13 protein-coding genes are annotated in these 14,532 nt (G+C 61.2%); 7 read left to right on the top strand and 6 right to left on the bottom strand.

The window, feature by feature from the left end; genetic code table 11:
- Positions 1-177: 177 nt before the first annotated feature.
- Positions 178-1,407 carry a pyridoxal phosphate-dependent aminotransferase gene (locus CFU_RS12675; RefSeq protein WP_041741929.1) on the top strand — a complete coding sequence of 410 codons (1,230 nt, stop codon included), beginning with the start codon at positions 178-180 and terminating at the stop codon, positions 1,405-1,407.
- A gap of 93 nt (positions 1,408-1,500) precedes the next feature.
- Positions 1,501-2,811, top strand: a complete 1,311-nt coding sequence (locus tag CFU_RS12670; protein WP_014006437.1) for a homoserine dehydrogenase — start codon at positions 1,501-1,503, stop codon at positions 2,809-2,811.
- Positions 2,812-2,902: 91 nt separating this feature from the next.
- On the opposite strand, the gene CFU_RS12665 is transcribed toward CFU_RS12670, so the two are convergent.
- Together CFU_RS12665 and CFU_RS12660 are read right to left on the bottom strand one after the other, a co-directional pair.
- On the bottom strand, positions 2,903-4,366 hold the full coding sequence (locus tag CFU_RS12665) for an OprD family outer membrane porin (protein ID WP_014006436.1): 1,464 nt from the start codon (positions 4,364-4,366) through the stop codon (positions 2,903-2,905).
- Between the two features lie 223 nt (positions 4,367-4,589).
- Positions 4,590-5,498, bottom strand: coding sequence for a YicC/YloC family endoribonuclease (locus CFU_RS12660; protein WP_238531305.1), 909 nt, complete (start codon positions 5,496-5,498; stop codon positions 4,590-4,592).
- A 106-nt stretch (positions 5,499-5,604) separates the two neighbouring features.
- Between CFU_RS12660 and CFU_RS12655 the strand changes: the two genes are divergently transcribed.
- From CFU_RS12655 to CFU_RS12635, 5 genes are all read left to right on the top strand, one after another.
- Positions 5,605-6,621: a serine/threonine protein kinase gene (locus tag CFU_RS12655; RefSeq protein ID WP_014006434.1), complete on the top strand. Its 1,017-nt coding sequence runs from the start codon at positions 5,605-5,607 to the stop codon at positions 6,619-6,621.
- Positions 6,622-6,704: 83 nt separating this feature from the next.
- Complete coding sequence (locus CFU_RS12650; RefSeq protein ID WP_014006433.1) at positions 6,705-7,619, top strand: PP2C family protein-serine/threonine phosphatase; 915 nt, start codon at positions 6,705-6,707, stop codon at positions 7,617-7,619.
- Positions 7,620-7,627: 8 nt separating this feature from the next.
- Complete coding sequence (gene rph, locus CFU_RS12645; protein WP_014006432.1) at positions 7,628-8,362, top strand: ribonuclease PH; 735 nt, start codon at positions 7,628-7,630, stop codon at positions 8,360-8,362.
- 91 nt (positions 8,363-8,453) lie between these two features.
- Positions 8,454-9,248 (top strand): TatD family hydrolase, encoded by a 795-nt coding sequence (locus CFU_RS12640; RefSeq protein ID WP_014006431.1) that lies wholly within the window; start codon positions 8,454-8,456, stop codon positions 9,246-9,248.
- Positions 9,241-9,948: an ankyrin repeat domain-containing protein gene (locus tag CFU_RS12635; protein ID WP_014006430.1), complete on the top strand. Its 708-nt coding sequence runs from the start codon at positions 9,241-9,243 to the stop codon at positions 9,946-9,948. The genes CFU_RS12640 and CFU_RS12635 overlap by 8 nt, the downstream gene beginning before the upstream one ends.
- A 17-nt stretch (positions 9,949-9,965) precedes the next feature.
- Here the strand turns inward: CFU_RS12635 and CFU_RS12630 are convergent, their stop codons facing one another.
- From CFU_RS12630 to hpnC, 4 genes are all read right to left on the bottom strand, one after another.
- Complete coding sequence (locus tag CFU_RS12630; protein ID WP_014006429.1) at positions 9,966-11,096, bottom strand: alpha-hydroxy acid oxidase; 1,131 nt, start codon at positions 11,094-11,096, stop codon at positions 9,966-9,968.
- Between the two features lie 149 nt (positions 11,097-11,245).
- Entirely contained in the window at positions 11,246-12,622 is a 1,377-nt protein-coding gene (gene hpnE / locus CFU_RS12625) for a hydroxysqualene dehydroxylase HpnE (RefSeq protein ID WP_041741924.1), read from the bottom strand.
- 35 nt (positions 12,623-12,657) lie between these two features.
- Positions 12,658-13,491, bottom strand: coding sequence for a presqualene diphosphate synthase HpnD (gene hpnD, locus CFU_RS12620; RefSeq protein ID WP_041743424.1), 834 nt, complete (start codon positions 13,489-13,491; stop codon positions 12,658-12,660).
- 88 nt (positions 13,492-13,579) lie between these two features.
- On the bottom strand, positions 13,580-14,392 hold the full coding sequence (gene hpnC, locus CFU_RS12615) for a squalene synthase HpnC (RefSeq protein WP_014006426.1): 813 nt from the start codon (positions 14,390-14,392) through the stop codon (positions 13,580-13,582).
- Positions 14,393-14,532 lie beyond the last annotated feature (140 nt).

Below are 14,532 nucleotides of genomic sequence, written 5' to 3'. Positions count from 1 at the left end.
TGAATTGTGCACCGCCAAAAAGCTGTCTGAAAAGTCGTGGAATAGCGTGGAGCGCCCTTACAAGGGGTTGTTGCAGGCATTTGTTGCGGCGCACTGACCCCCGTGTGACGATAACCCAATTTTCCAGACAGCTTTTTAATGCTGGATAATGTTGCGTAAAATACAAGGGATTGTGCTGTGCGACCGATTCAAAAATCGAAAAAACTGGACGATGTCTGTTACGACATCCGCGGCCCCGTGCTGGAAAAAGCACGGCAAATGGAAGAAGAAGGCCACAAGATCATCAAGCTGAACATCGGCAACCTGGCCGTGTTCGGTTTCGAGCCGCCCGATGAGATCGTGCAGGACATGATCCTCAACATGGGCAACGCCTCCGGTTATACCGATTCCAAGGGCATGTTCGCGCCGCGCAAGTCGGTGATGCATTATTGCCAGCAAAAAAAGATCCAGGGCGTCACGATCGACGATATCTACCTGGGCAACGGCGCTTCCGAGCTGATCGTGATGAGCATGAACGCCTTGCTCAACACCGGCGATGAAGTACTGGTGCCGGCGCCCGACTATCCGCTGTGGACCGCCGCGGTCAGTTTGTCGGGCGGCACGCCGCGCCATTACATCTGCGACGAGCAGGCCGGCTGGTTTCCCGATATCGAAGACATCAAGAAGAAAATCAACAGCAATACCCGGGCGATCGTCGTCATCAATCCCAACAATCCGACCGGCGCGCTGTACCCGGTGGAACTGCTGCAGCAGATCGTCGACCTGGCGCGCCAGCACCAGCTGATCGTTTTCGCCGACGAGATCTACGACAAGGTGCTGTACGACGGCGAGACCCATACCTCGCTGGCGGCGCTGGCTGACGACGTGCTGTTCATCACGTTCAACGGCTTGTCGAAAAACTATCGTTCCTGCGGCTACCGCGCCGGCTGGATGGTGGTCTCGGGCGAGAAAAAACACGCAAAGGGTTATATCGAGGGCTTGAACATGCTGGCGTCGATGCGCCTGTGCGCCAATGCGCCGGGCCAGTATGCGATCCAGACTGCGCTGGGCGGCTACCAGAGCATCAACGACCTGGTCGCGCCGGGCGGCCGCCTGGCGCGCCAGCGCGACATGGCGTACAAGCTGCTGACCGACATCCCGGGCGTTACCTGCGTCAAGCCGAAGGCGGCGCTGTACATGTTCCCGCGGCTGGACCCGAAGATGTACCCGATCACCGACGACCAGGATTTCGCCTACGAATTGCTGGCCGAGCAGCGCGTGCTGATCGTCCAGGGCACCGGCTTCAACTGCCCGACGCCGGACCATTTCCGCGTGGTGTTCCTGCCGAACACCGACGACCTGGCGGATTCGATGGGACGCATCGCCAGCTTCCTCGAAGGTTACCGCCGGCGCCACGGTAAAGCTTGACCCGGCCCGCAGCAGAAGTTTTTTATTAAACCCGCCGGACTGGCTCGGCAGCCAGCCCGGCATCAGCAGATTTTTTTACAGACAGCAGAGATCATGAAATCCATCAAGGTAGGTTTGCTTGGCATAGGTACGGTCGGTTCCGGCACGTTCAACGTATTGAAGCGCAATCAGCAAGAGATTGCAGCGCGCGCGGGGAGAGCCATTGAAATTACCATGGTGGCCGATCTCGATGTCGAGCGCGCCAGGCAGCTGACCAGCGGCGACGTGGCCGTGGTCAACGACGCCAAGCTGGTGGTCAACAATCCTGATATCGATATCGTCATCGAGCTGATCGGCGGCTACGGCATCGCCAAGGACCTGGTGCTGCAGGCGATCGCCAACGGCAAGCACGTGGTGACGGCCAACAAGGCGCTGATCGCGACCCATGGCAACGAGATTTTCAAGGCGGCGCAAGAGAAGGGCGTGATCGTTGCGTTCGAAGCGGCGGTGGCCGGCGGCATCCCTATCATCAAGGCGCTGCGCGAAGGCCTGACCGCGAACAGCATCCAGTGGATCGCCGGCATCATCAACGGCACCACCAACTTCATCCTGTCCGAAATGCGCGACAAGGGCCTGGACTTTGACGTCGTGCTGAAAGAAGCGCAGCGCCTGGGCTACGCCGAAGCCGATCCGACCTTCGATATCGAAGGCGTGGACGCTGCCCACAAGCTGACCATCATGGCCTCGATCGCGTTCGGCATCCCGGTGCAGTTCAGCAAGGCGCACGTGGAAGGCATCACCAAGCTGCAGGCGACCGATATCCGCTACGCCGAACAGCTCGGCTACCGCATCAAGCTGCTCGGCATCACCAAGCGCACCGCCGGCGGCATCGAGCTGCGCGTGCATCCGACCCTGATCCCGAGCAAACGCCTGATCGCCAATGTCGAAGGCGCCATGAACGCGGTGCTGGTGCGCGGCGATGCGGTCGGCGATACGCTGTATTACGGCAAGGGCGCCGGCGCCGAGCCGACCGCTTCGGCAGTGATCGCCGACCTGGTCGACATCACGCGCCTGGCCACTGCCGATCCTGAGCATCGCGTGCCGCACCTGGCGTTCCAGCCGAACGCCATGGCCGATACGCCGATCCTGCCGATGGCCGAAATCACCACCAGCTATTATCTGCGCATGCATGTGGCCGACCAGCCGGGCGTGCTGGCGGATGTCACGCGGATCCTGGCCGATTCGTCGATTTCGATAGACGCCATGCTGCAAAAAGAACCGGCCGCGGGCGAAACCCGCACCGACATCATCATGCTGACGCACCAGACCCAGGAAAAGAATGTCGAAGCGGCGATCGTCAAGATCGAAGCGCTGGCGACCGTGGTCGGCACGGTGACCAAGATCCGGCTGGAAGAATTGGGCTAAGCGGCCGTTTCTACGGAAAGATAGCGGGCGCTTCCGCGCTCTGATAAAAACGCAGCAGATGAATGATCTGCTGCGTTTTTTTTCGTCCTCGTCAGAAAATGTCGAACGGCATGTTCAGCACCAGCCGGTAGATATTGTTGCTCGGATCCGAATAATGCGAGGTGGCGTGGTGGTGCATCAGGGTCAGGTTGATGCTGCTGCCTTTCAGGCTGCCGCCCTGGATCACATAAGTCGGGATCATGCCGATTTCCCAATGCCTGCCATGCACCGCCTCGCCATTTTTCCAGTACAGCCCATGCAGGCTGCTGGCAGGATCGGCGTAGTTGGCGGCCACCGCCGAGGCATCGGCGCCCCAGCCTTGCACCAGCCAGCTCATGATCTTGAGACCGGGCAGGCCGTAGCTGCCGAAGTCGACCGTATGGCGCAGCTGCAGCGATTGTTCGCCAGGCGCGTTGTAGTCGACGTTCATGGAGTTGCTCAGGAAATCGCCGGCGCCTTCGCCGACATAATCGAAGAATTGCCTGCCCTGGATTTTCTGGTAAGCCAGCATCACGGTATGCGCCTGGTGCTGTGCGCTGAGCGCGATGCTGTAGGCATTGGTGTTGATCGGCCCCTGCTGGCTGCTGCCCTGGTTGCGGGTGGCGTAATAGTTGAGCTGGCCGGTCCAGCGGATGGCTTTGGCGTCGCCCATGCTGTGGGAGAAGGCGGAATAATACTGATCCCATACGTTCTCGGCGCGGCTGGCATATAGTGAAAACCTGGTGTCGGGATCGTAACTGTAGTCGCCGCCCAGATAGCTGAAGCGTTTGAATTGGGTGCCGCCATAGACCGTGCCCAAGGGCTGCGGCCGGGTTTGCCCGCGCGCATAGGTTTTGGTGAAGCTGCCGGCGGCAAGATTGAGGCCGGCGATCTCTGCGCTGATGATGGAGGTGCCGAGGAAAGTCGGCGGCAGGGCGCGATTGTCGTGCGGCTCTAGGAAAGGGTTGTGCAATATCTGCGCGCCGTATTTCAGGACCGTGTTCGAAGCGCGCGCTTTCAAGTCGTACAGCCCAAGGTAAGTCCAGGCCGCCCGGTTGCCGCCACCGCCGTCGGGATCGACGTGCACCATATTGCCTGCGCCGCTGCCGCCATTGAGTTTTAATGCGCTGAACAGTCCGGCATCGACGCCAAAGCCGATCGGGCCGGTGCTGAAACCGGATTCGAAATTCAGCTGGGAGCCGAGCACCCAGGCGTTGCGTGTGTTGGCTCCCCGGGTTTCGAGATGGTCTGTATAACTGCGCAACAGGAATTTCAGATGGCTGCCGGCAAGCAGGCCCTGGCTGTCGGCTTGCCGTGACATCGTCACCGGCGAAAGCGGCGCGGAATGGGTTTGATCGATAGCTTCGCCATCGATCACGCCATGCTCGCCGTGTTCTTCAGCCCTGCCGGCGGCGCGGGCATGCACTGCGACTGCCGCCGCATGGCTGGCGCCGGCTTCGGCGCCAGCCGCAGGGGTGTTCATCATTGCGATGGCCGCCAGCGGCGTCAGATAGCGCGCTGCATCATGGATTCTCACTACAGTCTCCTCGCACCCTAGCTGGGCGACGGGCGCTCGCAGATCGGGTGAATGTTATTTATTTGGCATTTAATCGAGGTCGATGCTACGCAAGGGTGGCTGGTATTGCAATAATGCCAATGGTGATTGCCTGTAGGATCAGGCTGAGGCGAGGCGGGATTTTTTCCGAGGAGGATGAAGGCGCTGCAGAAACCCTGTTCCTGCAGCGCCGGCGATGCGGTGTTTATTCGAGGTTTTGCACTTGCTCGCGCATCTGGTCGATGAGCAGCTTGAGTTCCATCGAGGCGTCGGCGAGTTCCTTGATCGCTGCCTTGGAACCGACGGTGTTGGCTTCGCGGTTGAGTTCCTGCATCATGAAATCGAGGCGCTTGCCGACCTGGCCGCCTTTTTTCAGGATATGGCGGGTTTCGCCCAAGTGCGCCGCCAGCCTGGACAACTCTTCCGCGATGTCGATGCGGATGCCGTACAGCGTGACTTCCTGGCGGATCCGGTCGAGCGCTTCTTCGCGCGACAGGCTGGAGTTGCCGGCATCCTGCTGCGCCAGGCCCAGTGCTTCCTGCATGCGCTCGATGGCTTTTTGCTGGAACTGCGCCACCACCTGCGGCACCAGCGGCGTGATCCTTTGCACGATGGCTTCCATGGCGTCGATGCGGGAAATCAAGGTGGCCTGCAGCGCGGCGCCTTCGCGCGCACGGGAATCGACAAAAGCTTCCAGCGTGGCGTTCATGGTGGACTGGACGTCGGCTTGCAGCGTATCCTGGCTGATCACCGCTTCCTCGATCACGCCCGGCCAGCGCAGCAATTCATTGACCGTGAGCGGCGCCGCTTCGATGAACTGCTGGCGCACCGCGCTCTGCAGATCGGCCAGCGAGGCCAGCAGCGTAGTGTTGAGCGCCTGCGATGCGCCGGAAGCGGTCTTGCGGCCGAAACTCAGCCGGCATTCGACCTTGCCGCGCGCAACCCGGCCGATGATGGCTTCGCGCAGCGCCGGTTCGAGCGAACGCAAGTCGTCGTTGATGCGGAACTGCAGGTCGAGAAAGCGCGAATTGACGCTCTTGATTTCGATGGTAATCGTGCCTGCGGCCGTCTCGCGGTTGTTGACGGCGTAACCTGTCATGCTGCAGATAGTCAAGATGCGGTCCTTTGTTTCTGGGTTGCAAGGGTTTTTCTTTACAATCCAACGATTTATCAAGACAATCCCTACACTATCAACTAAGCATTGACTAAGGTAGGATCGCATGGCCGCGCAAAACAATGCACCATTGCCTGACGGGCTAAAAATTGCTGGATACCGCATTGTAAAGAAGATTGCTTCTGGCGGGTTCAGTATTGTCTATCTGGCATACGACGAGGATGGCAACGCAGTCGCCATCAAAGAATATCTGCCGAGTTCATTGGCTTTACGCCAATGGGGAGAGCTGGCGCCGGCGATTTCGCCGGAAAACCTGCCGACCTTCCGCATCGGCCTCAAATGCTTCTTCGAGGAAGGCCGCGCTCTGGCGCGCATCGCCCATCCGAACGTGGTGAGCGTGATCAACTTCTTCCGCGCCAATGAAACCGTGTACATGGTGATGGCCTACGAATCGGGGCGCTCGCTGCAGGAACACATCCTGCGCCGCCGCGACAAGGGCGAAAAACCGCTGGTGTCGGAAAAATTCATCCGCAAGATGTTCCGCCACGTGATGAACGGCTTGCGCGAAGTGCATACCCATAAATTGCTGCACCTGGACCTGAAGCCGGCAAATATCTACCTGCGCGCCGACGGCACCCCGATCCTGCTGGACTTCGGCGCCGCCCGCCAGACCCTGCGTTCCGATTCGCCCAAGCTGTATCCGATGTATACGCCGGGCTTCGCCCCGGCCGAATTATATGAGCGTAATGGCAACCTGGGGCCGTGGACCGATATCTACAGCATCGGCGCCTCGATTTTCGCCTGCATGGTCGGCGCGCCGCCGCAGCCTGTGGACCAGCGCAAGGTCAACGACAAGATGGAAGGCCATTTCCGTAAGCTGGAAGGCTTGTATTCGCCGGAACTGATCCAGGTAGTGCGCTGGTGCCTGATGATCGACCCGCTGCAGCGGCCGCAAAGCGTGTTCGCGGTGCAGCGCGCCCTGATGGAGCCGGTGCAGGAGGAGGAGGTCAGCGTGCGCGACATGGTCACGCGCAAGATCCGCAACGTCTTTTTCACGCATATCCAGTTCCGCCGCAAGGCCGAGAGCAATCCGGATACGACCATCCAGGAAAACACGCAGTAGGCCAGCAACAACAAACAAGTAAAAAACGCGCCGCTTCACCGCCCCAGTTTTAGCTGTACTTTTAGTAAGAATCAGACATAGTCATGCGATTTTCAGTTTACCAAGAAAGCCATATCGGCGGCCGCAAAGTCAACCAGGACCGGATGGGCTACAGCTTCACGCGTGACGCCTTGCTGCTGTTGCTGACCGACGGCATGGGCGGCCACCTGCACGGCGAGATCGCCGCCAACATCGCGATGCAGACCATCGGCTCGCTGTTCCAGAAGAATGCCCAGCCGTACATCAAGAAGCCGGAGCGCTTCCTGGAAGATGCTTTCTATGCCGCGCACATGGAGATCCACCGTTACCGGGAAGTGCACAAGCTGTCGGAAACCCCGCGCACCACGGTGGTGGCCTGCCTGATCCAGCACAACAGCGCATTCTGGGCACATTGCGGCGATTCGCGCCTGTACTGGATGCGCAACGGCCAGATCCTGGCGCGCACGCGCGACCACTCGCGCATCGAAAGCCTGATTGCACAAGGCAAGGCCGACCCTTCCGAACGCGCCACCCATCCTGACCGCAACAAGCTGTTCAACTGCCTCGGCGCGACCAACATGCCGATCGTCGAACTGTCGCGCCGGGTCAGCCTGCAGGCGGGCGACGTCATGCTGCTGTGCTCGGACGGCCTGTGGTCAATGCTGCCCGACCATGTGCTGGCGCAACGGCTGCAAACCAGCACCATCGTGCGGGCGGTGCCGGAGCTGGTCAACAATGCGCTTGGGATTGCCGGCAAAACAAGCGATAATGTTACCGCTTTGGCAATGGCCTGGGGCGCCGACCCGAACCTCGACGATCCTTCCAGCTCGATCGTCACCCATACCTTGCCGATCGGCAGCCTGACCACCACCATCCAGGCGCCGCGCCTCGGCGCGACAGACACGCCGGACGGTTTCAGCGACGCCGACATTGAACAGGCGATTGCGGAAATCCGCGGCGCTATAGAGAAGAATATTTAAGGAACTACATGTCAACCATTACCCGTCCTAGCGGACGCGCCGCCGATGCCTTGCGTACCGTGCGCCTGACCCGCAACTACACCAAACACGCCGAAGGTTCGGTGCTGGTCGAGTTCGGCGACACCAAGGTCATCTGCACCGCCAGCCTGGAAGAAAAAGTCCCGGGTTTCCTGAAGGGCAAAGGACAAGGCTGGCTGACCGCCGAATACGGCATGCTGCCGCGTTCCACCAATACCCGCATGGACCGTGAAGCGGCGCGCGGCAAACAATCCGGCCGCACCCAGGAAATCCAGCGCCTGATCGGCCGCTCGCTGCGCGCGGCGTTCGACCTGCAAGCTTTCGGCGAACGCACCTTGCACCTTGACTGCGACGTGATCCAGGCCGACGGCGGCACCCGCACCGCATCCATCACCGGCGCCATGGTCGCCGCTTACGATGCGTTTGCGCGGCTGCTGGAAAGCAAGGCGATTGCGGCGATTCCTCTCAAGCACTTTGTCGCGGCGATTTCCGTCGGCGTCTACCAGGGCACACCGGTGCTGGACCTGGATTATGTCGAAGATTCCGGCTGCGACACCGACATGAATGTGGTGATGACCGATACCGGCCATTTCATCGAAGTGCAGGGCACCGCGGAAGGCGTCGCCTTCGATCGTCCGACGCTGAACAGCCTGCTGGACCTGGCGCAGGGCGGGATCGGCGAGCTGATCCAGCTGCAGAAACAGGCTTTGGGCCTGGCCGACTGACATCCCGCCGCCGGCAAAATCCAGAGATTGAATATCCGCCGCAGGCGCACTTCGTCAATGAGGTGCGCCCGCAAGCGATATAATCCTGTCCATGTATATCGATTCCCATTGCCATATCAATTTTCCGGAGCTGTCCGCCAGGATGCCGGAAGTGCTCGCCAAGATGGCGCAAAACCAGGTGACCCATGCCTTGTGCGTATCGGTCGATTTGCCCGATTTCCCGCAAGTGCTGGAACTGGCCGAGACCTATCCGCATATCTACGCTTCGGTAGGCGTGCATCCTGATTATGAAGACACGCCGGAACCCAGCGTCGACGACCTGGTGCGCCTGTCCGATCATCCGAAAATCATCGCCATCGGCGAAACCGGCCTCGACTATTACCGTCTGCAGGGCGACCTGGAGTGGCAGCGCGAGCGTTTCCGCCGCCACATCCGGGCCTCGCGCGCGACCGGCAAGCCGTTGATCATCCATACCCGCGCCGCTTCCACCGACACCATCCGCATCATGCAGGAAGAGGGTGCCGGCACCGATGCCGGCGGCGCCGGCGGCGTGATGCATTGTTTTACCGAATCGCTGGAAGTAGCCGAAGCGGCGATGGCGATGGGTTTTTATATTTCGTTTTCCGGCATCGTCACTTTCAAGAGCGCCAAGGAATTGCAGGCGGTAGCGCTGGCGGTGCCCTTGAGCAGCACCCTGATCGAAACCGATTCGCCTTACCTGGCGCCGGTGCCGCACCGCGGCAAGATGAACGAGCCGGGCTGGGTCATGCATGTCGGCGAGTTCCTGGCGAATCTGAAGGGTGTGCCGGCGGCCGAGGTGGCGCAGCAGACCACCGATAATTTTTTCAATCTGTTCAAACTGGCAAAGGATCAGGCGCATGTTTAACCGGATTTTTAACCGCATTTCCGACTTAACTGGCCGCAGCAACGGCCGTTCGCGGTTTTCGGCATCGCTGTTACTGTTGGCGCTGGCATGCTTGCCGTTATTGAGCCAGGCCAGCAACCTCGACGACTATGTCAAGGCCGTCAAGCTGGATGACGAGCGCGGCATGAAAAAATTGCTGGCTGCGGGCGTCAGCCCGAACCTGGCGGAGAAACAGCGCGGCGACACCGGCCTGATCCTGGCCTTGCACGAAGACTCCAAGAAAGTCTTCGGGCTTTTGCTCAATGCAAAAGGTATCGATCTCAACCTGCGTGCGCGCAACGGCGACACCGCTTTGATGGTGGCTTCCTACAAGGGCGATGTGGCGGCGGTAAAGGCCTTGCTGGACAAGGAAGCCGAACCCAACAATACCGGCTGGACCGCGCTGCATTACGCGGCGGCGATCGGCAATAATGAAATCGTGCAGATGCTGCTGGATGCATCAGCCTATATCGATGCCGGCTCGCCCAACAATACGACGCCGATCATGATGGCCGCGCGCGGCGGCAAGATCGAGACCGTCAAGCTGCTGCTCGATAGCGGCGCCGATGTCACCCTGAAAAACGATGTCGGCATGACTGCCATCGACCTGGCCAAGAAATTCGATCACAACGACATCGCTGACGGCTTGACCAGCCGCCTCAAGAAGGCCGGCAAACTGTAGTCTTCACGTGTCTGTCTTCAAGTAAGGATGTGGGGTCCCGCATCCTTGATATCCTTGGTGCCGGTCAGCGCCATGCTGACATCCAGTTCCTGCTGCAGGATCTGCAGCATCCTGGTGACGCCGGCTTCCCCCATCGCACCCAGGCTGTACAGGAAAGCGCGGCCGATCATGGTGCCCTTGGCGCCCAGGGCCACCGCTTTCAGCACGTCCTGGCCGCTGCGGATGCCGCCGTCGAACCAGACTTCGACCTGGTCACCCACCGCCTCGACAATCGCCGGCAGCGCCGAGATCGACGATACCGCGCCGTCCAGCTGGCGGCCGCCATGGTTGCTGACGACGATGGCGTCGGCGCCCGTGGTGGCGGCGATCTTGGCGTCTTCCACATCCAGGATCCCTTTCAGGATCAGCTTGCCGCCCCATTGTTCCTTGATCCAGGCGATGTCGTCCCAGCACAGGGTCGGGTCGAACTGGCTGGCGGTCCATTTGCTCAGGGTCATGATGCCGTCGGCGCCGGAGACGTGGCCGGCCAGGTTGCCGAAGGACTTGCGGCCGCCCAGCGCGCGCAAGGCCCAGCCGGGCTTGGTGGCGAGGTCGAGCAGGTTGGCCAGGGTCATTTTCGGCGGCACCGACATGCCGTTTTTCAGGTCCTTGTGGCGCTGGCCGAGAATCTGCAGATCCAGCGTCAGCACCAGGGCCGAACATTTGGCGGCCTTGGCGCGCTCGATCAGCGACTTGATGAAACCGCGGTCGCGCATCACGTACAGCTGGAACCAGAACGGCTTGGTGGTGACGCTGGCGACATCTTCGATAGAGCAGATGCTCATGGTCGACAGGGTAAACGGGATGCCGAATTTTTCGGCGGCGATGGCGCCCAGCATTTCACCGTTGGCCCATTGCATGCCGGTCAGGCCGGTGGGGGCAATCGCCACCGGCATCGTCACGTCATGGCCGATCATGGTGCTGCGGGTGGAGCGCTGGTCGACGTTGATGGCCACCCGCTGGCGCAGGTGGATGGCGGCCAGGTCGCTGCTGTTGGCGCGGTAGGTGGATTCGGTATAGGAGCCGCTGTCGGCATAGTCGTAAAACGCTTTTGGCACGCGCTTCTTGGCCAGCAGGCGCAGGTCTTCGACGCAGGTGATTACAGACATTGGGGCTCTCCGTGTGGTGTTTTTATGTGTGGCTATTGCCGCACCTTTGCCACTATCTTAGATGAAAACCATGCATGCACGATGCAATTCGATTGACGTCTGGCATGAAGCTTTTTCACCTGGCCGGCGTTTGACGTAGTTTGACCTGTCTACGCCCGACGTATCGACGCCCGACGTATCTGCGCCAGCAATTCCTGCGCGGCCTGCCTGCCGCTGCGCACCGCCGATTCCAGCGTCGCCGGATAGTCGCTGGCGGTGTAGTCGCCGGCCAGCAGCAGCTTGTCCAGGCCGGTGTCGTTGGCCGGCCGGGCCAGGCCCGGGGTGCAGGCGAAAGTAGCGCGTTTTTCTGAAATGACCTGGCTCCAGGACGGCGACGCCAGCTGCGGCTGTTTGAAGGCCGCGGCCAACTGGGCGGCGACCGCCTGCGCCAGCGCCTCGTGGCCGGCTTGTATGGCTTCGGACGAGGCGCTGATGACTACCGCCAGCAGGCCGGCCTGGCTTGGATCGAGCTGGCCGCGGTCGAATACGAACTGGCCCCAGGCGGCGCTGCCGCCGGCATTTTCGGGATCGTCCAGCAAGGCCAAGAACGGCCGCGGCAGGCGCGTGTCGGCGGCGTATTGCAGGTAGCAGGTGGTGATCGGCTCGTAGTCGAAGCTGCGCAACGTTGTCAGCAGCGCGGCATCGGCGCTGCCGTCCAGCAGCGTCGCCGCGGTTTCAGGCGGCGTGGCGATGATCACGGCGTCGAAATCCATGCTGGCCGCGCCGCTTTGCAGCTGCCATCGTCCGTTTTGTCCATCGCTGCGCTGCAATTGCCTGATGCTGTGGCCGGACTCGACGTTGCCGCCGCGTTCTTCGATGAAGGCCGCCGCCTGCTGTGGGAACAGGTTGCTGAGGTCGGTGCGCGGCAGCAGCATGTCCGAGGCGCTCCTGCGCGCGCCCAGGCTGTCGCGCAGCACCGCCAGGAAAACCTGGGCCGAAGCTTGTGCCGGCGGCGTATTCAGCGCCGCGATGCAAAGCGGACGCCACATCAGCTGGATCAGGCGCTCGGTCTGGTCGAAGCGTTCCAGCAGCGTGCTGACGCTGCAATCGTCATGCAGCTGCCAGCCCATCCAGCGCGCCGCCGACGAAAAACGCGCCAGCGCCAGTTTGTCCTGGCGCTGCAGGCCGTCTGCGCGCAACAGCGCCGCCAGCAGATGCAAAGGCGCGGGCAGGCGCGGCGCCACAAAAGTCATGCCGCCGCTGCCGGCCGGATAGCACATCTGCAGCGGCAGGCGCAGCATGGCGCTGGCCGGATCGATGCCGACCTTGCGCATCATTTGCAAGGTCTGGCTGTATGCGCCGAGCAGGATGTGCTGGCCGTTGTCCAGTATGGTTTCGTTAATGTCGACGCGCCGGGCCCGGCCGCCGAGCTGGCGGCTGGCCTCGAACAAGGTCACCTGGTGGCCGGCCTCGGTCAGTTCCACGGCGGCGCTGCAGCCGGCCCAGCCGGCGCCGATTACCGCGACTTGCTGCGCTTCGGTAGCCATGTCAGCGCAGAGCAAAGAGCGGTGACGCGAGGGAATCAGCCGCGCACATAGGTCTTCCACGCCAGCCACAGCTTGCGGATCGGCGTCAGCGAAATGCGCTGGTTCAGCACATGGAAGCCGTCGCGCTCGATCTCGTCCAGCAGGGCGCGGTAGATGGCCGCCATCATCAGGCCGGGGCGCTGGGCGCGCCGGTCTTCCTTGGGCAGCAAGGCAAACGCATCGTCGTAAGCCTGCTGCGCGCGCGCCACCTGGAAGCGCATCAGGCTGACAAAATTCTCGCTGTAACGCGCATTCAGGATATCGGCCGCGGTGACGTTGAACTGCTGCAGTTCGTTGACCGGCAGGTAGATGCGGCCTTTGCGGCCGTCTTCGCCGACGTCGCGGATGATATTGGTGAGCTGGAACGCGAGGCCGAGCTGTTCGGCGAACTGCAAGGTCTGCGGCTGGCTGACGCCGAAAATGCTGGCCGACAGGATGCCGACCACGCCGGCCACATGCCAGCAGTATTGCTTCAGGCCGGGGTAATCCAGGTAACGGGTCTGGTTCAGGTCCATTTCCATGCCGTCGATGATCGCTTGCAGGTGCTTGCCGTCCAGTCCGTAAGTCTGCAGGTGAGGCTGCAGCGCCTGGGTCACCGGATGGGAGGGATTGCCGGCCAGCATGGCGGCGATTTCCTTGCGCCACCACATCAGCTTGGTGCGCGCCACGCTTTCATCGGTGCAGTCGTCGACGGTATCGTCCACTTCGCGGCAGAAGGCGTACAGCGCAGTGATGGCGCGCCGCCGTTCCGCCGGCAGGAACAGGAAGCTGTAATAAAAACTGGAGCCGCTCTGGGCGGCTTTTTGCTGGCAGTAATCGTCTGGGGACATGAATGTGGGAAGCAGCTTAAAAAACAATTTGCCCGAAGTATACGTAAGAAACGTGTCGTGGCGTTGTGGTTTGCCGATTTTTGTTAGCTTACCTCATGCGCAAGGCACGCCAGGCAAGCAGCAACCAGTCGGCTTTGCCCAGTTTCGGCCGCCGGCGGAACATGTCGTAATCCGCTGCTTCCAGCAGCTCCAGGATGCGCAGGCCGCCTTGCACCACCAGCCGCAGCTCCCAGCCGATCCGGCCCGGCAGCCGCAGCGCCAGCGCCTGGGCGCCGGTCATCATGCTGCGTGCGCGCTGCACCTCGAACTGCATCAGGCGGCGCCAGGCATGGTCAACCGTGCCGCCGGCCAGCTGCGCCTGCGATACGCCGAAGCGCTGCAAGTCTTCCAGCGGCAGGTAAATCCGGGCCTTGTCCCAGTCGATGGCGACGTCTTGCCAGAAATTAATCAGTTGCAACGCCGAGCAGATGGCGTCCGAGTCGCGCAGGTTCTGCTCGGTCGCCGCACCGTACAGGTGCAGCATCAGGGCGCCGACCGGATTGGCCGAGCGCCGGCAATAGTCGAGCAGCTCGGGAAACTGGCTGTAGCGGGTGGTGACCACGTCCTGCTTGAAGGCGGACAGCAGGTCGCGGAACGGCGCCAGCGGCAGCCGGTATTCCACGATCACCTGTCCCAGCGTCTGGAACAAGCTGCTTTCCGCCGCCTGCTTATGTTTTATCCTGTCCAGGGCCGTTTCATAGGCGTGCAGCGCACGCAAGCGCTGCTCGGGAGCGGCGTCGCCTTCATCGGCGAGGTCGTCGGCGCTGCGGGCAAAGGCGTAGATTGCCCTGACTGCCGGACGCAACCGGGCTGGCAGCAGCAGGGAGGCGACCGGGAAATTTTCGTAATGGTTGATGGACATTAGGGCGGGCAGAATATTTTATCAAAAGAGCATTATTTTTGCTTCTTGTCGCCAGATGCAAAAAAGCTTTGGTCAAACTTGATCCGGCGCAATTATAATAACTGACCTGAAAGTTATTAATTTGTGAGAAGCTTCGGCAA

It is taken from the genome of Collimonas fungivorans Ter331 (assembly GCF_000221045.1).
In the GTDB taxonomy this organism is placed as follows: Bacteria; Pseudomonadota; Gammaproteobacteria; order Burkholderiales; family Burkholderiaceae_D; genus Collimonas; species Collimonas fungivorans_A.
Note: the sequence above shows the minus strand (reverse complement) of the source record. Positions and strands in the feature narration are given on the sequence as shown.

Bases quoted from the DNA above. Each gene is read 5' to 3' on its own strand.
- CFU_RS12670 (WP_014006437.1), top strand. From the start codon at position 1,501: ATGAAATCCATCAAGGTAGGTTTGCTTGGCATAGGTACGGTCGGTTCC.
- CFU_RS12655 (WP_014006434.1), top strand. From the start codon at position 5,605: ATGGCCGCGCAAAACAATGCACCATTGCCTGACGGGCTAAAAATTGCT.
- CFU_RS12650 (WP_014006433.1), top strand. From the start codon at position 6,705: ATGCGATTTTCAGTTTACCAAGAAAGCCATATCGGCGGCCGCAAAGTC.
- rph (WP_014006432.1), top strand. From the start codon at position 7,628: ATGTCAACCATTACCCGTCCTAGCGGACGCGCCGCCGATGCCTTGCGT.
- CFU_RS12640 (WP_014006431.1), top strand. From the start codon at position 8,454: ATGTATATCGATTCCCATTGCCATATCAATTTTCCGGAGCTGTCCGCC.
- CFU_RS12635 (WP_014006430.1), top strand. From the start codon at position 9,241: ATGTTTAACCGGATTTTTAACCGCATTTCCGACTTAACTGGCCGCAGC.
- CFU_RS12630 (WP_014006429.1), bottom strand. From the start codon at position 11,096: ATGTCTGTAATCACCTGCGTCGAAGACCTGCGCCTGCTGGCCAAGAAG.
- hpnE (WP_041741924.1), bottom strand. From the start codon at position 12,622: ATGGCTACCGAAGCGCAGCAAGTCGCGGTAATCGGCGCCGGCTGGGCC.
- hpnD (WP_041743424.1), bottom strand. From the start codon at position 13,491: ATGTCCCCAGACGATTACTGCCAGCAAAAAGCCGCCCAGAGCGGCTCC.
- hpnC (WP_014006426.1), bottom strand. From the start codon at position 14,392: ATGTCCATCAACCATTACGAAAATTTCCCGGTCGCCTCCCTGCTGCTG.